Consider the following 20712-nt stretch of genomic DNA (forward strand, 5'->3'; position numbering starts at 1 on the left):
AAATACCCACTCTGCAAAAATCTGGCAATTATCGTTTTTCAGGTAGCATTTAATGAAGAGGCTACCTGAAAAACGCTACAAATATTGTTTGCTCAGATACACGCTCACGAGCAGGCCGCTGGGGTGGTGGGGGCTTTGGGCCAGTTCGATGCGGCCGCCGTGGCGTTCGGCGATGGTGCGGGCGATGGAGAGGCCGAGGCCGGTGCCTTCCTGGCCGCTGCCGAGGATGCGGTAGAAGGGGTCGAACACGCGGCTGCGTTCGGCGGGGGGGATGCCGGGGCCGTTGTCTTCGATGCGGAAGATGATGTGGCCGGGGGTTTCTTCGGCGCTTAAGTCGATTTGACTGCCGGGCGGGGTGTAGCGGATGGCGTTGTCGGCCAGGGTTTTGACGAGGGTGTAAAGGTCGGCTTCGTTGGCGTGGAAGACGGGGTTGTCGGGGCTGGATACGCCGAGGTCTTGCTCTTTGGCTTCGGCCAGGGGAAGGAGGTCTTCGATCACGCTGCGGAAGAGGTCTTGGCTGGACAGGTGCTCTTGGGGGCGCTGGGCTTCGGGGGCTTGGGCGCGGGAGAGGGAGAGGAGTTGCTCGAGCAGGCGGCGGTTGCGGTGGATGCCTTGCAGGAGGCTGGCGAGCTGGCCGGCGGCGGGTTCGGGCAGGCTGTTGGCGGCCAGGCGTTCGGCTTGCAGGGAAAGGGCGGTCATGGGGCTGCGCAGTTCGTGGGCGGCATCGGCGATGAAGCGCTGTTGCTGCTGAATGGCTTGGTGGGTGCGCTCGAGCAGGCGGTTAATGGCTTGGATGAAGCCGCGGATTTCGTTGGGGATGTTTTCGGTGCTCAGGGGGGCGAGGTCGCTGCTGCGGCGCGCTTCGAGGCTTTGGGAAAGGCGGTGCACGGGCTGCATGGTGCGGCGGACGATGAAGATGGTGAGCAGGATGCTGAGGGGGGCGAGCAGGATGAGCGGCAGGGCGCTGCTCCAGGCGGCGCGTTCGGCCATGTCTTCGCGGAAGTCGTTTTCTTGGAGCACGGCGACGGGCCCTTGGGGGGTGTGTCGAATGTAGGCGCGGTAGGTGTCGTCGCCATCGGGCTCTTGGAAGGTGTGTAGGCCTTCGGGCAAGTTGGCGGGGAGGGTGATGTGGTCGTCATCATCGTCGTCGCTATCGCGGCTTCGGGCGCGTTCGCCGGCGGGGGTTTGGATGCGGATGTGGGCGTCGCGCTGGCTTTCGGTGTTTTCAGGTAGCCTGTTGGGGTCGATGTGGGCGGCGATTTGGCGCAGGAGGTCGTCTTGCAGTTTGTTGGTGCTGCGGTAGCTGTCGTAAAAGGCAAAGCCGCCGGCTAGGAGTGCGGCGAGCAGCAGGGCGGCGCTGAGCGCGGCGGCCAGGCGCAGCTGGATGGAGTGGCGGAAGGGGATGGGGAGGCGCATGGAGGTTTAAGGTTTATTAATGTTCTGATTTTAAGCCGCTTGCCGGATTTCAGGTAGCCTTATGGGGTGGCGGTGATGAGCGGCATGAGTTCAATCCGGCTGGGGTTCTTTGGGCACCATCCAGCCGACGCCGCGGATGTTTTTAATGTGTTCTTTGCCGATTTTTTTGCGCAGGGTGTGGATGAGGTAGTCGATGGCGTTGCTTTCCACTTCTTCGCCCCAGCCGTAGATTTTGTCTTCGAGGCTGCTGCGGGAAAGGATGGTGCCGGGGCGTTGGAGCAGGGCTTCGAGGATGGCGAATTCTTTGTTGCTCAATGCAACGGGTTTGCTCTGGCCGGTGATTGCCACTTGGTGGGCGGCGGGGTTGAGGGTGAGGGCGCCGTTGCTCAGCAGGGGGCTGGTGCGTTGGTGTTGGCGGCGCAGGACGGCGCGGATGCGGGCTTGCAATTCGGCCATGTCGAAGGGTTTGATTAGGTAGTCGTCGGCGCCACCGTCGAGGCCGGAGAGGCGGCTGTGTAGGTCGTCGCGGGCGGTGAGAATGAGCACGGGGGTGGGGTTGCCGCTGCCGCGCAGCTGCTGCAATACGTCGAGGCCGTCTTGGCCGGGCAGGCCGAGGTCGAGCAGGATGAGGTCGTAGCTTTGGCTGCCGAAGGCGGTAACGGCGGTGCGGCCGTTATTGATCCAATCTACGGCGTAGCCGCTGTCTTTGAGGTTGCCGGCTACGGCGTCGGCAATCATGGTGTCGTCTTCGATGAGGAGGATGCGCATGGCGGTTTGGCTTGGGGTGGGTGGGGGTATGGTGGCAGTATAGCAGGCGTGAATTAGGGGGAAATTAGGGCGGGAAGGTTTGGGCTTGGCAGCAACTTTGCGCTGCTATGTTTTCAGGTAGCCTCCATATCGGAAGGGCTACCTGAAAACATAAGTGCAACTAAGTATAGTAGATTGAAATCAGAATGCTACGGTGTGGCGCTTAATCCTGCTCGGCCAACCAATCCACATAGCGGCGCACGCCGGTGGCCACGTCGTCGAATGCTTCGGCATAGCCGGCGGCGCGTAGGGTACTGATGTCGGCCTGGGTGAAGCTTTGGTATTTGCCTTTGAGCGCGTCGGGGAATTCGCTATACACAATCAAACCTTGTACCACCAGTTCTTCCAGCGGCAGTTCGGGCTTGCCTTCGCGGGCGCGGCAGGCGTTTACGGTGGCGGCGGCCAGGTCGTTGAAGGGCTGGCTGCGGCCGGTGCCGCAGTTGAAAATGCCGGATACTTCGGGATGGTCGTAAAAGAAGAGGTTTACTTTGACTACGTCTTCCACGCAGATGAAGTCGCGGCTTTGCGCGCCGGCGGGGTAGCCGTCGTAGCTACCGAACAGGGTAACGCGGCCGTGCTCGCGGTATTCGTGGAAGTGGTGGTAGGCCACGGAGGCCATGCGGCCTTTGTGCTGCTCGCGGCGGCCGTATACGTTGAAATAGCGCAGGGCAACCACTTGATTGTGCAACCCTTCTGCCATGCGGCGGCGCAATACTTGATCGAACAGGAATTTGGAATAGCCGTATACATTGAGCGGGGCTTCCCATTCGCGCTGTTCGCGGAAGGTTTGGCCTTTGCCGTATACGGCGGCGGAGGAGGCGTGGATCAGGCGGATGCGGTCGTCTTGGCACCAATCGAGCAGGTCGAGCGTGTATTGGTAGTTGTTGTCCATCATGTACACGCCGTCGTGGTTCATGGTGTCGGAGCAGGCGCCTTGGTGGAAGATGGCTTCGATGTCGCCGCCGTCGATTTGGTGGGTGCGCACTTGGCGGATGAATTCATGTTTGTCCAGATAGTGCGCGATATCGGCCTGCACCAGATTGCGGAATTTGTCGGCGCGGCTGAGGTTGTCCACCGCGATGATGTCGGTGATGCCGCGCCGGTTGAGCGCGTGCACGATATTGCTGCCGATAAAGCCGGCGGCGCCGGTAACGATGATGGTCATGAGCTTTTCCTGATAACGGGTTGATAGGTATTTTAACCGATTTCGGGCTACCTGAAACTTGAATATCCGCCCTTGGAAACCATATAGCAGCCCAATACAAGATAACAACAAGGACAGCATCATGACCACCCAATCCGCCAACCTGCGCACCCGCTTTATTTTCGACGACCAGCCCGTGCGCGGCCTGCATGTGCAGCTGCAAAGCGTGTGGCAGCACATCGTACAGCGCAAACCCTACCCCGCCGCCATCCGCAGCGCACTGGGCGAGCTGCTGGCCGCCGGCGTCCTGCTTTCCAGCAATCTCAAGCTGCCCGGCAAGCTCATCTTGCAAATCCAAGGGCAGGGCGACCTCAAAATGCTCGTGGCCGAAACCGATTCCAACCACAGCTGTCGCGCCACCGCCCGCTGGAACGAACAAGCCAACTTAGACGACGGCCGCAGCCTGATTGATCTGCTCGGCGAAAACGCCGTATTCGGCATCACCCTCCAGCCCAACGAAGGCGAACCCTGGCAAGGAATCGTACCGCTCGAAGGCAGCAGCATTGCTGAAATGCTCAGCGCCTATATGCGCCGCTCCGAGCAGCTCGACACCCACATCAGTCTCGCCGCTTCCGAACACGCCGCCGGCGGCCTGCTGCTGCAAAGGCTGCCCGAACAGCAAATCGACGCCGACGCTTGGATGCACTACACCACCCTGGCCGACACCGTTACCCCGCAGGAATTGATCGGGCTCGACGCCCAACACCTGCTCTACCGCCTGTTCCACGAAACCCCGCCGCGCGTGTTCGAGCCCGAACAAATCGAATTCGCCTGCACCTGCTCGCGCGGCAAAGTGAGCGATATGCTGCTGCTTTTGGGCAGGCAGGAAGTGGGCAACATCGTGGCCGAACAAGGCAGTATTGCTGTCGATTGCGACTTCTGCGGCGAAAAATACGTGTTTGACGACACCGACGTGCAAGCCCTGTTCGGCATGGAAATCGAAGCCATGACCGGGCAGCAGCTGCAATAAAGCGGCGTTGCCTTAATCAGCATGAAGGCTACCTGAAAAACCGGCTTTCGGTTTTCAGGTAGCCTTTTGCTTGATATGTTTCAGGTAGCCTGTGCCGTTGCAGGCTACCTGAAAATACAGATTGGTGTGCGGGAGGAATACGGAATGCACGCAGTTTTAGACAGTCGGGGCGTTGTGCGGGCGAATATAGTGGGTTAACAAAAATCAGGACAAAGCGGCGAGCCGCAGACAGTACACACGTTACGGCAAGGCGAGACAACGCTGTACTGGTTTAAATTTAATTCACTATAAAGTTTAAGCCCTTAAATGTGGAAATTGTGCTGCTGTCTGCCATGAGGCTACCTGAAAATGCGGAATGGTTTTCAGGTAGCCTCATTGTTGGTTTAACTGTGCGGCACGAACAATTGGCCGTTAAAGCGGTATTTGAGGCGGCGGTTGGTGGGGGTGTGGGTATGGCTGCTGATTTGCGGCTGGCTGATGGTGTGGCTGCCTGATTCGTAGAAGAAATAGTTGTTGGCGTGTTGGCCGCTGTAGGCGATGTTGAGTCGGTGGGTGGGCTCGGCGGCGGGGGCGGTTTGGATGATGGGCATGGCTTGGAGCTGCTCTACGGCGAAGTGGAGGAGGAGGGATTTTTCGGTGTGGTCGCCATCGGTGTGTCCGGTGAACAGGAGGTAGGCGTAGCCGTAGCCGCTGAGGCGGAGGGTGTGCAGGCGTTCGATGTGGCCGGGCAGGGTTTGCACGCTGGTGTGGCCGCCGGGGCTGCGGGCTTGGAGCAGACTGCTGGGGTTGTGCGGCGGGGTGAAGCTGCGCACGCGGCCGTCGGCGCTGCTGTGGATCATCAGGCCGGCAGCGCGGGTTTGGCTGAAACGGCAGGCCCAGGATTCGGTAGTTTTCAGGCAGCCTTCAAGCTGCTCGGCGAAGAGGTCGGCTGGTTGGCTGCCGTTGTGTTGCAGGGCGGTGGCGAGGGCGGCATCGGTTTTGGCGGCATGGCGGGCATGTAGCGGGGTGGCAAAGAGGGTTTGCAGAGCGATGAGGGCGTGGCGGAGCATGGTGATGGGTTTCAGGTAGCCTTCGGGGCTACCTGAAAAGTGTTGGGTGGCGTGGTTGGCGGTTTCAGTTCAAACGGACAAACTGCTCGCCGTTGAAGCGGTAGCGTATGCGGCATCAAGGAGAGATGTTATTTTGCTGGCTTATGCGGCGGTTTTCAAGGCAGGCTACCTGAAAATGGGAGGATGCTCATCAGCCGGTTTGAGGTTTACAGGATCCGTCTTCCCGATTGTATTCGATCATGTCGTTCACCGTTTGGGCGAGCCATGCCCAGCAATCGGGGAATTCTTGACGCTGTTCCCAGCCGGGGCTGGCGAAGTCGTGGATAAGCTGGACTTTGCCGCCATTGCCAATTTCGAAGCAGGTAGTGTCATCGCAATCGCTGCGTTTGGCGAAGGGGATCAGTTTCCTGTCGGGATAACGGGTTTGCAGGCCTTGGTATAGTTCGGCGGCTCAATCGCTATCGAGTAGATGCCAAATATCGAAATCGACTAAATTTAGTTCGACGATTTTTTCAAATGATTTTGGATATTTAAAGTGGGGAATATCGAGCGTATAGCTTTTCATCGGTTGATTCCTAGTTTGAGGCTACCTGAAAAATAAAACTGGGCGTATGGCGTTTCAGGTAGCCTTTGCCACGTTTCACTCAATCTTCACCCGCTTCAACCTCAACGCATTGCCCAACACCGAAACCGAACTTGCCGCCATGGCCGCGCCTGCGATGACGGGGTTTAAGAAGCCGAGTGCGGCGAGCGGGATGCCCAAGATGTTGTAGAAGAAGGCGAAAAACAGGTTTTGCTTGATGTTTTTCAAAGTCGCCTGCGACACCGGCAGGGCATCGGCGAGCTGGTTGACCGAATGCTGCATCAGAGTGGCGGACGCAGTGTGTTCGGCAACGTCCGCACCTCCTTTCATGGCGAAGCTGACGTTGGCGGCGGCGAGCGCGGGCGCGTCGTTGATGCCGTCGCCGACCATCACCACGGCGGCGGCTTTGAGTTTCTGCACTTCGGCGGCTTTGTCGCGCGGACTCATGTTGCCGAAGGCGTGTGCGATGCCCAGTTGTTTGGCGACGTATTCGACCGTGCCTTGGTTGTCGCCGCTCATGATGTAAACGTCGATGCCGTGTTTTTTCAGACGACCGCACATTCGTATTTCAAGTGCAACACCTAAATCAACCTCACCAACCTGCCCAAGAACACCTCATTAGGCGTTTTATAACCCAATGTCTTTCTCGGCCGACTGTTTAATGCCTGCCGTACGCGGCGGATTTGGGTATCGCTGATTTCGTTGAAATCCGTCCCTTTCGGGAAATACTGCCGGATCAGCCCGTTGGTGTTTTCATTCAATCCCCGCTCCCAGGAGTGGTAGGGGCGGCAGAAGTAAGTTTTCGCATCCAATGCCTCTGCCGCCTTCATGTGGCGGTAAATCTTGTTCTCTGTTTGCAGGCTGCCCCACGCATCGTATTCCCCCAGCCACAGGATATTCCCGAACTGATCCGTCTGTTCGCGGGGAATGCCGATTTAGCCGGTGTGGTAGTAGGACAGGTAGAGTTTCTCGTCTTTGTTGTTGTAAAAGACGTGGGCTAAGGGTTCGTAACTGTCCTGGTCGGTGTAGATATAGGTGTATGTGCCTTTGTAGTTGTACTCCTGAACCAGCTTACTGCCGTCCCATATGAAGATGGTGCGTTTGGGGTCGGTGCTGTGCAGGCTGCCTTTGTCGATGCGCTCCTTGCTGATTCGGCGGCCGAAGGGGGCGTAGGCGTATTGCCATTGCTGTACCCCGCCGTCGGGCAGTTCTCGGATGTGCAGGCTGCTTTTTAGGGCTTTGAAGCCGTTAAAAAGCAGCCTGCACTTTTTTAACTGCGTTGAAATGGTGTTTTTTCAGGTAGCCTTTGTCTTCTTAAAGGCTACCTGAAAGCTGAAACCGCGTGCGTGCGTTCCGCACACACACTACACAAGTAGGCTACGCTTGCTCCTATTGGTTAGCTTCTATTGTCAATCCAGCGCGATAAATCTTTAGCACGCTTTCGGTAATCGGTGTATTGCCCAAATTTTGCATATACTTCAACATAAGGTACAAAACTGATTCCGTCAAATTGGTTCTCTGGAATATTCAATCCCTTTTCACCATCCATAATTAGAAATAGAAATGGATACTGTTTACCAAAATAAACTAAATAGCGGCGGTTTTTGTCAATTTGCCATAATGTTCGTATATTACCGACAAAGTCGGCAGGAATATGTTTCGAATCGATATAGGTATTGGGTTGATCTAGTTTAACTCTAACAGGTCTATTGATAATTAGGGTTTTAGGTGCTGAAAACGGAGTATTTTCTAGTGCTTTGGAGTCATTGTTGGCATAACGATAAAAGCCTATATATAAAGGCTTGTTATTTATAGGCTGATATGAGCTGTCGCTGGTATAGAAGGCATATCTATATTCTCCAAGATGATAGCCAGTGTCATAGTATATCGGATGATGGCAGCCGTGATAGATTTTATTTGCACAATAATATGCAGGCTCTTCTTGTTCCATAAATATGGCTTTTTGCTCGCCTGTAATAGCTGGGACTTCAACGATAGATTTCGCTGATTCTAAATAGTTATATACCCTCATTTTGTCTATTTCCTCATTCTGAATCACAGAGCCAGTTTCTAAATTAACTAATAGACCTTTTGCGAAAGTATCCTGAAGATTTACAATTCCCAAATGAAATACGAAAACCTCATCCAAAGAAGCGATAGCGAATTCAAACGGCTCACAGGTGTAACGCCCGTCCTTTTTCACGAAATGCTGCAAGTCACCACAGAAGCAGAAAGCCGGAAGGTCAAGTCAGGCAGGCCGCATACGCTCGGTTTGGCAGACCAACTGCTGCTTACCCTAAGCTATCTGCGTCATTACCATACCCAACTCGAATTGGCCGCCATCTACGGCCTTTCCGAAAGCAATGTCTGCCGCACCATCCGTAAAACCGAGGACGCCCTCATCCGTTGCAAACGCTTCTCCCTGCCAAAGCACAAGAATCCGGGCGACCAAACGGTCATCATTGACGTTACCGAAAGCCCGATTGAACGTCCCAAAAAAACAGCGGCAGTATTACAGCGGCAAGAAAAGGCGGCACACGGTTAAAATCCGGGTCATATACGGCAGGGAAACGGAAAAAATCATCAGCATCCGGACGGGGATGGGTGCCCGGCATGACATGCGTTTAGCCAAGAGGCACCTTGCAGAGCTTTATCCCTACAAAATAGTCATTGCGGATAAGGGTTATCAAGGATTGGCCAAAACCGGATTACAGACCCCGAAAAAGAAATCCAAACGTCATCCGCCGGACAAACAGGATAAAGAGGCGAACAGGCGGTTAGGCAAACTCAGAACCGTCATCGAGCACATCAACAGGAAACTGAAGATATTCAAAATATTGTCGCTGCCTTACCGCAACAGGCGGAAACGGTTCGGGTTAAGGGCAAATCTGATTGCAGGACTGGTTAATGCGATGGGATGAATATTTTCGCAAGAGGTCTAATATGGTGGCTTGTTCGGTCTTAATTAGGTTCTCTGGTACGCCGTTTTCATACAGACGTGTATATTCAAAAGAGACCTTTGCAAAAATCCCCCTCCACCCAACAGCCGAAGCCCAAACCCAGGCTTCCGGCTGTTTTTTGTTCCCAATCTCCTTTTTTTCTCCCCGGATACCTGATAATCGGGCATCCGAGCCTCCTTTTAGGCGGCAACAGGCATACTTAGCCTGTTAGCCGCTTTCAACAGGTTTAAACACATTGCCTTCAGATGGCTTTGCGCACTCACTTTAATCAGTCCGAAATAGGCTGCCCGGGCGTAGCGGAATTTACGGTGCAGCGTACCGAAGCTTTGTTCGACCACATAACGGGTCTTCGACAAATATCGGTTACGTTTGGTTTGCGCTTCCGTCAGAGGACGGTTGCGGTGGGCTTTGCGCATAATGCCGTCCGGCAACCGATGCTCTTTCAGGTGTTGCCGGTTTTCCGCACTGTCGTAGCCTTTGTCGGCATAGACGGTTGTGTCTTTGGCTATTCCTTCCAGCAAAGGCAACAGGTGGTTGCACTCATGGGTATTGGCGGGGTGATGTGCAGTTTCTCGATATAGCCTTCCTCATCGGTACGGGTATGTTGTTTGTAACCGAGTTTGTAGAGGCCGTTTTTCTTTGTCCAACGGGCATCTTTATCTTTACTCGGTGTGGTTTGGCCGCTGACGTGTCCCTCCTCATCCACTTCTATGGCCTGACGCTGTTTGCTGCCGGCGGTCTGAATAATGGTGGCGTCAATGACGGCGGCGGATGCCTTCTCTACTTTTAGGTTTTTCTCGGCCAGTTGGCGGTTGATCAGTTCCAGCAATTCGGACAGGGTGTCGTCTTGCGCCAGCCAGTTGCGGTAGCGGCATAAGGTGCTGTAATCGGGGATGCTCAGTTCGTCAAAACGGCAAAACAGGTTGAAGTCGATGCGGGTGATGAGGCTGTGTTCGAGTTCGGGATCGGAGAGGCTGTGCCATTGTCCGAGCAGGACGGCTTTGAACATGGATAGCAGGGGATAGGCGGGACGGCCGCGGTGGTCTCGGACGTAACGGGTTCTTTGACGATTCAGGTATTGCTCGATCGGTTGCCAATCAATCACCTGATCCAACTTCAATAGTGGGAAGCGGTCGATGTGTTTGGCAATCATGGCTTGGGCGGTTTGCTGGAAGAAGGTGCTCATGAGAAATCCCCTAAATGTCTTGGTGGGAATTTAGGGGATTTTGGGGGATTTTGCAAAGGTCTCCAAAAGTGTTATCATATTCAGCTAGAATCAAAAGATGATATACACCATCCACAATCAATAAATATACTAACTCTGAGCTGCCTTGAGAGAATTTACTATTCAAATCAGAAGAGAAAAAGCCACGTATGGTCTGGTTTTGTATACTTAGCCGTTTTCTGTTTATGATTTGGTTAGATTGTTCGTAATCTTGCAGATATAGTGCATAGAAATCACTAAATTCTGCATGGGTTAAATGGGGTCGTTGCGTAATCGGTATAGAAGCTTGGCTTGTCACTGTTTCCGTAGGGGATTGGCTTGTTTGCTGGGTACAGGCGGCAATGGTGAAAAGTAAAATAAATGTAGTCAAGAGGATTTGTATTCTATTCTTTCTTGCGGAGGTAGGAGATTTATTCATAATAAGGGTTTCCAGATAGTATTATCAAACGTAAGGATAGCATTTATGCCTGTGTGATTTTTAACTTCGTTGAAACTGCGTTTTCAGATAGCCTGAAGGGGAAGGGCTACCTGAAACCGCGTGCGTGCGTTCCGCACACACACTACACAAGTAGGCTACGCTTGCTACATTTTCAGCTCGTTTATTTATTGAATATGCATCAATATATAAATTTCTTATAGGTTCTCCAAGTTCACGAGCAACTTTTTGTTCTAATTCAGTTGAATACCGTTCTTTTGAATTAAGCATACCTCTTAAATAAGAATCACTTGATGATCTGTATTCATTCGTATCGATTACTTTGTTTCTATTGGTGTCAGCCGAGTGGGCTAGTTCTTGGAAAAGACCAAGTGCAGGAGAGCGATGACCATCCCCATTACCCGATCTTATCCCCATAGAGCGATCGGGATTCCAACGAACGGAATGCCACTCAGATTTAGGAACTACGTGCCCATTAACTTTAACAGGAGAGGGGTAATAGGCGTTACCTCCATTGGTTAAAACAATATCCGGAGCTTTCTCTTGATGTGATACTTTATCTAACACTTCACGAGCAGTAGAACTCTGACGAAGATAATTTAAAGCATTTCTAACAGACTGTTCTTGATGTATAGTCACAGGACTTCCATTTTCATTTCTGAACAGTAAAAATCCCGACTTTTACTGAGCTTCTTCCTGAATATGTCATAATACTTCCTTAATTTTTATAAGTTAAATAATTACTTTGCTTTACTTTCTAGCTCGCTAATCCTAGGCCTTAAAGCGTAACTATCTATTTCTCTTATTTGGTATAGATAATTAATATTTTCGGAATAAACTTTTAATTGAATTAATATATTAGGTGATGTCCATTCAAGATTATTTAAATTAACAATAAGACGAATATTTTTTGATTTACTGTAGAATTCTAACCATGCTCTACTATATAAAAAATCTTGTTCTGAGCTTTCCACTGAGGAGGGTGATGAAATTTTATATTGATCACGAAGAAAATTAAGTAATGAGCCAATTTTATTACTATCATTAATCTTTATATAAGATACTTCTGAATAGTCTTTATTTTTCATGTTATCTATAGTAACTGGTAGTTCAGTTAATATTTCCGGGGGGAATAACCAAGCCTCTAATGTAGTAGATTTATCATTTATCAATTCGTTAACGATCATATCTAGATCTACATCCTCTTGATTTTCTGTGAATATTATATTCTCATTTTGGCCGTGTTGAGCATCTTTTTTTTCTATCATTTTATTGGTCTCCTTTATGATGATTTCATTTCTATGGTTATTTTGAATATTTTCACTTTCCTTTAAGCAGCCTGTAAGTATTGAGAGTATTGAAAAAAGTAAGACGCTAAAAAAATAAATAAAGAGATTATTCTTCATAAAATCTTAGTAATACAAAAATATGAATATTAGCATGTAAGTAAGCATAACGTGAACATTTATGCCCACACGGTTTGTAGCTTCGTTGAAGCTACGTTTGCAGATGGCCTGTAAAGAGGATGATCTGTCTAAAAACTGAAAACCACGTGTGTGCGGAACGCACACATCCTAACCTATGCTACGGTTGCTGTACTTTACTGGCCTTATGTGGAAGGCCATCCGTAAGGAACAAGTCCAGCAAAGCCCAGACACCGGCTTGGGAAATTTTTCAGGTAGCTTTAGGGCGTGGGGGCGGGCAGACAACACCTGTCTTGCTTTGCTCCGGCATTCCAAGCCAACCGGCATTCGCATGGATGGTGTGGGGGTTTAGAGTAATTGTATGCCTGCTATTTCGGTGCGGCAAATATATTATTTCAGTAGAAACAATGGGAAAGAAAAGCCTGTAACCAACCTTCGCCGCCAGGAGGCTACCTGAAAAACACACCGTTCCCCGCCTCGTTAACCTCCACATGCCTTGCCATATCCCTGATACCTCGCCCTAGTTGTTGCATGGCAGCGGATTCCCGTGCTTTCGATAGATGGTAAGCCTCAGGTTGTGCAAGCTGTTTGGCAGAGTGTGGTAATTGGATTTTGGAATTATTTGGAATTGTTAGGGTCTGAGGCTGCGTGTAACGATTAATATGCATGGCTCAGAGAAGAGAATAGCGATGCACGGCCAAACTGTTTACCAACGGCCGCCGCCAAGCCGTGTGCCTGCCTACTGCCATTTTGAAGGCGATACGGTGTATATCCGCTGGGATGAAAACGGCGATGTGGTGTTTCTGCCAAGCGAGCCGATTGGCAGAGATGTGATGCCGCTGCCCGCGAATTGGCGGGAGGCGGCATAGAATGTGCCCAAGGCAGACAAGAGCGCGAAGTTTTCGCGGATTGGCAGGAATAAGCGCGATGCGTCGCCGTATGTTGGATATAGTTGAATTAAATTAAACGCTACAGCGTTGGCTCGCCTTACCGTACTGCTTGTACTGTTTGCGTCTCGCTGCCTGGTCCCGTTTTAAATTTAGGGGCTGACGTAGATTAGCCCTAAATTCCACACCAATCCCGCAGGGTTTGAAGCTGCCGGGACGGTGTGCCGAAGTTAAACCGAAATTCGCATTCTTTCAAGAACAGCGGGGAAGATTTGCGATCGATTCCGTTGTATTTGCGCAAGACGCGTTTTGCCTGATTCCAAAAATTCTCAATGCCGTTGATGTGGTTCTGACGGTCGGCAAACGCTTTGGAATGGTTGATGCGGTAATGGATAAAACCGCTCACGTCCAACTTGTCGTAACTGCTCAGACTATCGGTATCAACAATACTGTCCGGTATGATTTTCTGTTTGATACAGGCATCAAAGTATCGGACTTGGCATTATCTGCGACAACGGTATAGACCCGTCCATTGCGTTTCAGGATGCCAAAGACAACCACTTTTCCCGCCGCACCGCGACCACGTCGGCCCTTTACCAAGTATTATCGTTCCGAACGAGAAGGCTTTAAAGAAATTATAGAATTGATGGAATAATATGCTTGAATTTCCGTGATAGCCAATTAACCCCAAAATTAAGGCTACCTGAAACTTTTTCAGGTAGCCCGTTTCTATTCCGCCAAAGCTGTCTCTGTCTAACGCTCCTCCAGCCCGGCCAAAATCGCACAATCCGGGCAGTCGTCTCCCGCGCAGGCATCGTGCCAGCGTTGCAGCTCGGCCACCATGCCCTGCAGGCGTTCGATTTTGGCTTCCAGCTCGGCGATGTGCCGCGCGGTGAGCGTTTTCACTTCGCGGCTGGTGCGCTGCGGGTTGTGTTGCAGGCTCAAAAGCTGCCCGATCTGCGGCAGCGAAAAGCCCACTTCCCGCGCATGGCGGATAAAGCGCAGCCGGGTAAGGTCGGCCTGTCCGTAGCGGTGGTAGCCCGCTTCGCTGCGCGCGGCCGGGGCGATTAGGCCGTGCTTTTCGTAGTCGCGGATTTGTTTGGCGGAAAGGCCGCTCTCGGCCGCGGCCTGGCTGATGTTCATCATGATGCTTGACCTTTACTTCGGGTGAAGCTTTATAGTGGCGGCATTTAGCGGAAAAGCAAGAGCAGACCCATCATTTCAGGCTACCTGAAAGCTTTGGCTGCAACGGGCTTTAAAACCTCAGCCTCATTCCAACAGAAAGGAAACCCTATGCAAACCATCACATTAAACATCGAAGGCATGACCTGCGGCGGCTGCGTGAAAAGCGTTACCAGCATCCTCGAAGGCGTAAACGGCGTGGACAAGGCCGAAGTGAGCCTGGAAAACAAGAACGCCGTCGTGGAATTCGACCCCGCCCAAACCAACCCCGCCGCGCTGATAGAAGCGGTGGAAGACGGCGGCTTTGATGCGGCTTTGTAAATCGAATCGCAACAAATCGACTGCAACACCCCAAAGGCTACCTGAAAACCCTGCTCCGCTTTTTTCAGGTAGCCCAACCACATTCAGAAGGAAGAAACCATGCAACAAAAAGTCCGTTTCCAAATCGAAGGCATGACCTGTCAGGCCTGCGCTTCGCGCATTGAAAAAGTGTTGAACAAAAAAGACTTTGTTGAATCGGCGGGGGTGAACTTCGCCAGCGAGGAGGCGCAGGTGGTGTTTGACGATAGCCAAACCTCCGCCGCCGACATCGCCAAAATCATCGAGAAAACCGGTTACGGTGCAAAAGAAAAAACGGAAGACGCGCTGCCGCAACCCGAAGAAACCGCGCATGTAAGCTGGCGGCTGTGGCTGCTGTTCGCCATCAACGTCCCGTTCCTTATCGGCATGGCGGGGATGATGATCGGCAGAAACGATTGGATGATTCCGCCGTTGTGGCAGTTCGCATTGGCGAGTGTGGTGCAGCTTTGGCTGGCAATCCCGTTTTACAAAAGCGCGTGGGCGAGTATTAAAGGCGGGCTGGCGAATATGGACGTGCTCGTTACCATTGGCACGGTGTCGATTTACCTGTATTCCGTCTATATGTTATTTTTCAGCCCGCACGCGGCGCACGGCATGGCGCATGTGTATTTTGAAGCGGGCGTGATGGTGATTGGTTTTGTGTCGCTGGGCAAATTTTTAGAACACCGCACCAAAAAATCCAGCCTGAACAGCTTGGGCTTGCTTTTGAAACTTACGCCGACCCAAGTCAACGTGCAACGCGATGGCGAATGGAAACAACTGCCCATCGACCAAGTGCAAATCGGCGACCTTATCCGCGCCAACCACGGCGAACGCATTGCCGCCGACGGCATTATCGAAAGCGGCAGCGGCTGGGCGGACGAGAGCCATCTCACCGGCGAATCCAATCCCGAAGAGAAAAAGGCGGGCGGCAAAGTGTTGGCGGGCGCGCTGATGACCGAAGGCAGCGTGGTGTACCGCGCCACGCAGCTCGGCAGCCAAACCCTGCTCGGCGACATGATGAACGCGCTGTCCGAAGCGCAGGGCAGCAAGGCGCCGATTGCGCGCGTGGCGGACAAGGCGGCGGCGGTGTTCGTGCCTGCCGTCGTGGGCATCGCGCTTTTGACCTTTATCGCCACTTGGCTGGTTAAGGGCGATTGGACGGTGGCGTTGATGCACGCCGTTGCCGTTTTGGTAATTGCCTGCCCGTGCGCACTCGGTCTAGCGACGCCCGCCGCGATTATGGTCGGCATGGGCAAGGCGGTGAAACACGGTATTTGGTTTAAAGATGCGGCGGCGATGGAAGAAGCCGCCCACGTCGATGCCGTCGTGTTGGACAAAACCGGCACGCTGACCGAAGGCAGGCCGCAGGTTGCCGCCGTTTATTGCGTGCCTGACAGCGGTTTTGACGAAGACGCTTTGTACCGCATCGCCGCCGCCGTCGAACAAAACGCCGCCCACCCGCTCGCCCGCGCCATTGTGTCCGCCGCCCAAGAGCGCGGTTTGGAGATTCCCGCCGCACAAAACGCGCAAACCGTTGTCGGCGCAGGTATTACCGCCGAGGTCGAAGGCGTGGGTTTGGTGAAAGCGGGCAAAGCCGAATTTGCCGAACTGACCTTGCCGAAGTTTTCAGACGGCGTTTGGGACATTGCCAGCATTGTCGCAGTTTCAGTTGACAACAAACCTATCGGCGCATTCGCACTCGCCGACGCGTTGAAAGCCGATACCGCCGAAGCCATAGGCCGTCTGAAAAAACACAATATCGATGTCTATATTATGAGCGGCGACAACCAAGGTACGGTCGAATATGTCGCCAAACAACTGGGTATCGCACACGCCTTCGGCAATATGAGTCCGCGCGACAAATCAGCCGAAGTGCAGAAACTCAAAGCTGCCGGCAAAACCGTGGCGATGGTTGGCGACGGTATCAACGACGCACCCGCACTCGCCGCCGCCAACGTCAGCTTCGCCATGAAAGGAGGTGCGGACGTTGCCGAACACACCGCATCCGCCACGCTGATGCAGCATTCGGTCAACCAGCTCGCCGATGCCCTGCTGGTATCGCAGGCCACTTTAAAAAACATCAAGCAAAACCTGTTTTTCGCCTTTTTCTACAATATTTTAGGCATCCCGCTCGCCGCGCTTGGCTTCTTAAATCCCATCATCGCAGGCGCGGCAATGGCGGCAAGTTCGGTTTCGGTGTTGAGCAATGCGTTGAGGTTGAAACGGGTAAATATGGAGTGAGAATCTTAGAGGCCGTCTGAAAATATCCCCCTTTGTTTTCAGACGGTCTCTAACCCTTATAGTGGATTAACAAAAATCAGGACAAGGCGGCGAGCCGCAGACAGTACACACGTTACGGCAAGGCGAGACTACGCTGTACTGGTTTTTGTTAATTCACTATATATGGCAGATTAAAGAAGGGTAAGACAAAGGTAGCGGGATTGCAGATAAATACCGCCTGCGCCTATTTTGCCCGCTGCGGCAGCCATGCCCGGCCTGCCGGTATGCGGAAGATTATCGGGCTTCGGGCGGATGTGTAGAATGGCGGTGTTTACTATCCGTGGCCTGCCCGCCGCAGGCTACCTGAAACCATGCGGCATGTGCCGCGCCACTTTTGCCGCCGGAGCGGCGTTATCTTGAAGGGAAAATGATGAAAAAAAACTGTTGTTTACTGTATTGGCCGTATCCGCTTCGGCAGCTTTGGCCAAAGACCCGAGCTTTGCCGATCTCAAACCGCCGGATGTGGTTGACGGCTATCAAATCTACGGCACGCCCGCTCAAGATATAACGGAAACCTTTATTTTTGTGGATGGCGGTGCGCGCGAGGGCGAAATTGCATCTATCCATTTGTTGAGCGTGCTCCAAAATTCTCAGGCCTTTGTAGTCGTTCCAGGCAGGACGCTGGCGGAATATGTGCGCAACACCAGATCTGCCGGCAGCAAGGTTTATTCGGTGCAGTGCGCAGAAAAAACCGTGCGCGAAGTGGAACGCCGCACCAACGCGCAAGGCGCACGCATTCCGTTTAACCGCCTGCACGGTGTATCGAAAGTAGTTGCCCGCGCGGTATGCAAGGTAGCGGAGCAGTCATAGGCCGGATTATTCAACCCGTCTTCCTTTCCCGAAGGCTGCCTTAAAGGCACGGGCGGCTTTTCAAAGCCCCGGGGCTGATAGGCAAGGGACAGATATGGCGGATTAAAATAAGCATTACGGTATGCGCATTTTGCCGTAACGTGTGTATTGTCTGAGGCTTGCCGAATGGTTTTGAGAGTTGATTCGGCTGCTATATCTAAACAACCGAGGTGCATACATAACGCCATTGCGGGAACTGTTGGATAAAATAAAAGGCTACCTGAAATTTTCAGGTAGCCTTTTATTCGGCCGAATGCCAATCTTACTTGGCGGCTTGGTCTACGCGTTCGCGCAATTCCTTGCCGGCTTTGAAGTGCGGCACGTATTTTTCGGGCACGTTCACTTTTTCGCCGGTTTTCGGGTTGCGGCCGATGCGTGCCGGACGGTGGTTCAGGTCGAAACTGCCGAACCCGCGAATCTCGATACGCTGACCACGAGCCAGCGCACGGGTCATGGCATCCACCAAAACCTTCACGCTTTGCTCCACATCCTTAACAGCCAGGCGGGAATGCCCTTGAGCCAGATACTTCTCGGCCAGATGGGCCATCAACTCTGATTTGGTCATTTTGCGCTATCCTTATTCGTTTTCGCCGCCCAGCTTGGCCTTGAGCAAATCGCCCAGGCTGGTGGTGCCGGCATGGCTGGCCGCTGCGTTCACGGTGTTGAGCGCTTCGCGGCTTTCTTTGGCCGTGCGGGCTTTTACCGACAGCTTGATATTGCGGTTTTTGCGGTCTACGGTAACGATGACGGCTTCCACTTCGTCGCCTTCTTTTAGCTTGGTGGTCAAGTCTTCCACGCGCTCGCTGTCGAACTCGGAAGCAGGCAGGTAGGCCACTACTTCGTCGGCCAGCTGCACTTCGGCGCCTTTGGCTTCAACAGATTTCACGGTGCCTTTCACCAAGGCGCCTTTGTCGTTGATGCTGATGTAGCTGCCGAAGGGGTCGCCTTCGAGCTGTTTGATGCCCAAGCTGATGCGTTCTTTCTCTACATCGATAGACAATACAACGGCTTCCACATCTTCGCCTTTTTTGTATTTGCGTACGGCTTCTTCGCCGCTTTCGCTCCAAGAGAGGTCGGAGAGGTGTACCAGGCCATCGATGTTGCCGGGCAGGCCCACGAAAATACCGAAATCGGTGATGGATTTAACCGCGCCGGTGAGTTTGTCGCCTTTGTTGAAGTTGGCGGCAAATTCTTCCCACGGATTGGCCTGGCATTGTTTCATGCCCAGGCTGATGCGGCGGCGATCTTCGTCGATGTCCAGAATCATCACTTCTACTTCGTCGCCCAGCTGAACCACTTTGCTCGGGTGAACGTTTTTGTTGGTCCAGTCCATTTCGGAAACGTGCACCAAGCCTTCGATGCCTTGTTCGATTTCAACGAATGCGCCGTAGTCGGTAAGGTTGGTTACCTTGCCGAACAGGCGGGTGCGGGCAGGGTAACGGCGAGCGAGGCCGCTCCAGGGGTCTTCGCCCAGCTGTTTCATACCCAAAGATACGCGGCTGCGGTCTTGGTCGAATTTCAATACTTTGGCTTCTACTTCCTGGCCCACTTCCAGCACTTCGCTGGGGTGTTTCACGCGGCGCCATGCCAAATCGGTGATGTGCAGCAGGCCGTCGATACCGCCCAAGTCTACGAATGCGCCGTAGTCGGTGATGTTCTTCACGATACCTTTCACCACAGTGCCTTCCTGCAGGGTTTCCAGCAGAGCCTGACGCTCTTCGCCCAGGGTTTCTTCCAGCACGGCGCGGCGGGATACCACTACGTTGTTGCGTTTGCGATCCAGTTTGATCACTTTGAATTCAACTTCTTTGCCTTCAAAGTGAGAAGTGTCTTTCACCGGGCGCACGTCTACCAGAGAGCCTGGCAGGAAAGCGCGGATGCTGTTGATCATCACGGTGAGGCCGCCTTTGACCTTGCCGTTGATCACGCCGGAGAGAATCTCGCCGCTTTCCATGGCTTCTTCCAAAGCCAGCCAATCGGCAGCGCGTTTGGCTTTTTCGCGGGAGAGTTTGGTTTCGCCGAAGCCGTTTTCTACGGATTCGATGGTTACGGTAACGAAATCGCCGACTTTAACTTCCAGTTCGCCCTGGGCGTTTTTGAATTCGTTCAAATCAATCAGGGATTCGGATTTCAGGCCGGCGTTCACGATAACGTGTTTGTCGGTAATCGCCACCACTTCGGCGGTAATCACCTCGCCCTGGTTCATTTCTTGTACGGCTGAGTATTCTTCCAGTAACTGGGCAAAATTTTCCATAAGGTTTTGTCTTTTCCACGCACGGCCAAGGAGTGCGGAGGGTTGGAGTTGATAGAAGCCTGCCACCCTTGGCATGGCAGGCGTGAGTTAAATCAATTGCTTATACAACACAGCCGCGCCCAAGCGGAGCGGATGCGCCGAAAACGCGGCATTATACAGTAACTTTATTTTTCCCGATACCAATCAAGCACTTTTTTTACCGATTCTTCAATCGTCAGCGCCGAAGTGTCGAGCAGATGGGCTTCAGGCAACTTTTGCAGCGGCGCAACGGCGCGGTTGCGGTCGGCTTCGTCGCGCGCTTCGATATCGGCCAAAATGCGCTCGAAACCCGCGCCCGCAAGCGGTACGCCGATTTGTTTGGCACGGCGTTCGGCACGCACCTGCGGCGAAGCGGTGAGGAAAACCTTGAGCACGGCATCGGGGAAGACCACCGAGCCCATATCGCGCCCGTCGGCCACCAGCCCCTGTTCGGTTAGAAACGCGCGCTGCCGCTGCAACAAAGCCGCACGCACCGCCGGCAGCGCCGCCACCCGTGATGCCCCCATGCCGATTTCTTCGCTGCGGATGGCGGCGGAAACATCTTCCCCGTCCAACAGCACCGCGCCCTCGGCAAACTCCACCAGCAAAGCCTGCGCCAGCGCGGCCACCGCAGCTTCGTTATCCCAAGCGGTTTGGCGGTTGCGCGCATAGAGCGCGGTGATGCGGTAGAGCGCGCCCGAATCCAGATAACGCCAGCCCAAGGCATCCGCCACCCGCTGCGCCACCGTGCCTTTGCCCGATGCGCTCGGCCCGTCGATTGCGATTACTTTCTGCGGCATAGCTGTCTCCGAAAAAAAACGCCATC

The 20712-nt window shown here is 53.2% G+C and carries 19 protein-coding genes and 4 pseudogenes; 7 read left to right on the forward strand and 16 right to left on the reverse strand.

The window, feature by feature from the left end; all coding sequences use genetic code 11:
- Window positions 1-75: 75 nt before the first annotated feature.
- From ELB75_RS03595 to rfaD, 3 genes are all read right to left on the reverse strand, one after another.
- Window positions 76-1416 (reverse strand): ATP-binding protein, encoded by a 1341-nt coding sequence (locus tag ELB75_RS03595; protein ID WP_126982748.1) that lies wholly within the window; start codon window positions 1414-1416, stop codon window positions 76-78.
- A gap of 90 nt (window positions 1417-1506) precedes the next feature.
- On the reverse strand, window positions 1507-2184 hold the full coding sequence (locus ELB75_RS03600; protein WP_126982749.1) for a response regulator: 678 nt from the start codon (window positions 2182-2184) through the stop codon (window positions 1507-1509).
- A gap of 202 nt (window positions 2185-2386) precedes the next feature.
- Window positions 2387-3388: an ADP-glyceromanno-heptose 6-epimerase gene (rfaD, locus tag ELB75_RS03605; protein WP_126982750.1), complete on the reverse strand. Its 1002-nt coding sequence runs from the start codon at window positions 3386-3388 to the stop codon at window positions 2387-2389.
- A 121-nt stretch (window positions 3389-3509) separates the two neighbouring features.
- On the opposite strand from rfaD, the gene hslO reads away from it, so the two are divergent.
- The gene (gene hslO / locus ELB75_RS03610) at window positions 3510-4397 is read left to right on the forward strand and encodes an Hsp33 family molecular chaperone HslO (RefSeq protein ID WP_126982751.1); all 888 of its coding nucleotides are present in this window, start codon (window positions 3510-3512) and stop codon (window positions 4395-4397) included.
- 383 nt (window positions 4398-4780) lie between these two features.
- On the opposite strand, the gene ELB75_RS03615 is transcribed toward hslO, so the two are convergent.
- Window positions 4781-5446, reverse strand: coding sequence for a hypothetical protein (locus ELB75_RS03615; RefSeq protein WP_126982752.1), 666 nt, complete (start codon window positions 5444-5446; stop codon window positions 4781-4783).
- 46 nt (window positions 5447-5492) lie between these two features.
- On the opposite strand from ELB75_RS03615, the gene ELB75_RS12620 reads away from it, so the two are divergent.
- Window positions 5493-5888: a hypothetical protein gene (locus ELB75_RS12620; RefSeq protein ID WP_206501487.1), complete on the forward strand. Its 396-nt coding sequence runs from the start codon at window positions 5493-5495 to the stop codon at window positions 5886-5888.
- A 198-nt stretch (window positions 5889-6086) separates the two neighbouring features.
- Here the strand turns inward: ELB75_RS12620 and ELB75_RS03625 are convergent.
- The 3 genes and pseudogenes from ELB75_RS03625 to ELB75_RS03640 form a co-directional block, all read right to left on the reverse strand.
- Window positions 6087-6584: pseudogene (locus tag ELB75_RS03625) on the reverse strand (HAD-IC family P-type ATPase); the annotation flags it as partial.
- A gap of 26 nt (window positions 6585-6610) precedes the next feature.
- A pseudogene (locus tag ELB75_RS03630) lies at window positions 6611-6862 on the reverse strand (IS30 family transposase); the annotation flags it as partial.
- Window positions 6863-7425: 563 nt separating this feature from the next.
- Entirely contained in the window at window positions 7426-8154 is a 729-nt protein-coding gene (locus ELB75_RS03640; protein ID WP_126982754.1) for a hypothetical protein, read from the reverse strand.
- On the opposite strand from ELB75_RS03640, the gene ELB75_RS03645 reads away from it, so the two are divergent.
- A protein-coding gene (locus ELB75_RS03645) for an IS5 family transposase (protein WP_126982325.1) occupies window positions 8155-8950 on the forward strand; the annotation gives its coding sequence in 2 pieces (ribosomal slippage) (window positions 8155-8520 and window positions 8522-8950; 795 coding nt in all). It begins immediately after the preceding gene.
- Window positions 8951-9168: 218 nt separating this feature from the next.
- Here the strand turns inward: ELB75_RS03645 and ELB75_RS03650 are convergent.
- The 4 genes and pseudogenes from ELB75_RS03650 to ELB75_RS03665 all read right to left on the reverse strand — a co-directional run bounded on the left by ELB75_RS03650 (window position 9169) and on the right by ELB75_RS03665 (window position 11918).
- Window positions 9169-10175 (reverse strand): annotated as a pseudogene (locus tag ELB75_RS03650) (IS5 family transposase).
- 10 nt (window positions 10176-10185) lie between these two features.
- A complete protein-coding gene (locus tag ELB75_RS12445) occupies window positions 10186-10632 on the reverse strand; it encodes a hypothetical protein (protein ID WP_164726789.1) in 447 nt (148 codons plus the stop codon).
- A gap of 60 nt (window positions 10633-10692) precedes the next feature.
- Complete coding sequence (locus ELB75_RS03660; protein WP_164726791.1) at window positions 10693-11289, reverse strand: M91 family zinc metallopeptidase; 597 nt, start codon at window positions 11287-11289, stop codon at window positions 10693-10695.
- A 101-nt stretch (window positions 11290-11390) separates the two neighbouring features.
- Window positions 11391-11918, reverse strand: a complete 528-nt coding sequence (locus ELB75_RS03665) for a hypothetical protein (RefSeq protein WP_126982757.1) — start codon at window positions 11916-11918, stop codon at window positions 11391-11393.
- An 845-nt stretch (window positions 11919-12763) separates the two neighbouring features.
- On the opposite strand from ELB75_RS03665, the gene ELB75_RS03670 reads away from it, so the two are divergent.
- A complete protein-coding gene (locus tag ELB75_RS03670; protein WP_126982736.1) occupies window positions 12764-12943 on the forward strand; it encodes a hypothetical protein in 180 nt (59 codons plus the stop codon).
- 193 nt (window positions 12944-13136) lie between these two features.
- On the opposite strand, the pseudogene ELB75_RS03675 reads toward ELB75_RS03670, so the two are convergent.
- Together ELB75_RS03675 and cueR are read right to left on the reverse strand one after the other, a co-directional pair.
- Window positions 13137-13555, reverse strand: a pseudogene (locus tag ELB75_RS03675) (IS1595 family transposase); the annotation flags it as partial.
- 159 nt (window positions 13556-13714) lie between these two features.
- Window positions 13715-14107, reverse strand: coding sequence for a Cu(I)-responsive transcriptional regulator (cueR, locus tag ELB75_RS03680; RefSeq protein ID WP_126982758.1), 393 nt, complete (start codon window positions 14105-14107; stop codon window positions 13715-13717).
- 147 nt (window positions 14108-14254) lie between these two features.
- Between cueR and ELB75_RS03685 the strand changes: the two genes are divergently transcribed.
- The 3 genes from ELB75_RS03685 to ELB75_RS03695 all read left to right on the forward strand — a co-directional run bounded on the left by ELB75_RS03685 (window position 14255) and on the right by ELB75_RS03695 (window position 17575).
- Window positions 14255-14464, forward strand: coding sequence for a heavy-metal-associated domain-containing protein (locus tag ELB75_RS03685; protein WP_003674677.1), 210 nt, complete (start codon window positions 14255-14257; stop codon window positions 14462-14464).
- Window positions 14465-14563: 99 nt separating this feature from the next.
- Complete coding sequence (locus ELB75_RS03690; protein ID WP_126982759.1) at window positions 14564-16726, forward strand: heavy metal translocating P-type ATPase; 2163 nt, start codon at window positions 14564-14566, stop codon at window positions 16724-16726.
- 423 nt (window positions 16727-17149) lie between these two features.
- Window positions 17150-17575, forward strand: a complete 426-nt coding sequence (locus tag ELB75_RS03695; RefSeq protein WP_126982760.1) for a hypothetical protein — start codon at window positions 17150-17152, stop codon at window positions 17573-17575.
- A 301-nt stretch (window positions 17576-17876) separates the two neighbouring features.
- Here the strand turns inward: ELB75_RS03695 and ELB75_RS03700 are convergent, their stop codons facing one another.
- The 3 genes from ELB75_RS03700 to cmk form a co-directional block, all read right to left on the reverse strand.
- On the reverse strand, window positions 17877-18179 hold the full coding sequence (locus ELB75_RS03700; protein WP_003824966.1) for an integration host factor subunit beta: 303 nt from the start codon (window positions 18177-18179) through the stop codon (window positions 17877-17879).
- Window positions 18180-18191: 12 nt separating this feature from the next.
- Window positions 18192-19868, reverse strand: a complete 1677-nt coding sequence (gene rpsA, locus ELB75_RS03705; protein WP_126982761.1) for a 30S ribosomal protein S1 — start codon at window positions 19866-19868, stop codon at window positions 18192-18194.
- A 164-nt stretch (window positions 19869-20032) separates the two neighbouring features.
- Window positions 20033-20686, reverse strand: a complete 654-nt coding sequence (gene cmk / locus ELB75_RS03710; protein WP_126982762.1) for a (d)CMP kinase — start codon at window positions 20684-20686, stop codon at window positions 20033-20035.
- Window positions 20687-20712 lie beyond the last annotated feature (26 nt).

Origin of the sequence: Eikenella corrodens (assembly GCF_003990355.1) — a bacterium.
GTDB classification, from domain to species: domain Bacteria; phylum Pseudomonadota; class Gammaproteobacteria; order Burkholderiales; family Neisseriaceae; genus Eikenella; species Eikenella corrodens_B.

Excerpts from the sequence above, each read along its gene's own strand:
- ELB75_RS03595 (WP_126982748.1), bottom strand. The coding sequence starts at position 1,416 with ATGCGCCTCCCCATCCCCTTCCGCCACTCCATCCAGCTGCGCCTGGCC.
- cueR (WP_126982758.1), bottom strand. The coding sequence starts at position 14,107 with ATGATGAACATCAGCCAGGCCGCGGCCGAGAGCGGCCTTTCCGCCAAA.
- ELB75_RS03600 (WP_126982749.1), bottom strand. The coding sequence starts at position 2,184 with ATGCGCATCCTCCTCATCGAAGACGACACCATGATTGCCGACGCCGTA.
- ELB75_RS03665 (WP_126982757.1), bottom strand. The coding sequence starts at position 11,918 with ATGATAGAAAAAAAAGATGCTCAACACGGCCAAAATGAGAATATAATA.
- ELB75_RS03690 (WP_126982759.1), top strand. The coding sequence starts at position 14,564 with ATGCAACAAAAAGTCCGTTTCCAAATCGAAGGCATGACCTGTCAGGCC.
- rfaD (WP_126982750.1), bottom strand. The coding sequence starts at position 3,388 with ATGACCATCATCGTTACCGGCGCCGCCGGCTTTATCGGCAGCAATATC.
- rpsA (WP_126982761.1), bottom strand. The coding sequence starts at position 19,868 with ATGGAAAATTTTGCCCAGTTACTGGAAGAATACTCAGCCGTACAAGAA.
- ELB75_RS03615 (WP_126982752.1), bottom strand. The coding sequence starts at position 5,446 with ATGCTCCGCCACGCCCTCATCGCTCTGCAAACCCTCTTTGCCACCCCG.
- ELB75_RS03700 (WP_003824966.1), bottom strand. The coding sequence starts at position 18,179 with ATGACCAAATCAGAGTTGATGGCCCATCTGGCCGAGAAGTATCTGGCT.
- cmk (WP_126982762.1), bottom strand. The coding sequence starts at position 20,686 with ATGCCGCAGAAAGTAATCGCAATCGACGGGCCGAGCGCATCGGGCAAA.
- ELB75_RS12445 (WP_164726789.1), bottom strand. The coding sequence starts at position 10,632 with ATGAATAAATCTCCTACCTCCGCAAGAAAGAATAGAATACAAATCCTC.
- hslO (WP_126982751.1), top strand. The coding sequence starts at position 3,510 with ATGACCACCCAATCCGCCAACCTGCGCACCCGCTTTATTTTCGACGAC.
- ELB75_RS03670 (WP_126982736.1), top strand. The coding sequence starts at position 12,764 with ATGCACGGCCAAACTGTTTACCAACGGCCGCCGCCAAGCCGTGTGCCT.
- ELB75_RS03685 (WP_003674677.1), top strand. The coding sequence starts at position 14,255 with ATGCAAACCATCACATTAAACATCGAAGGCATGACCTGCGGCGGCTGC.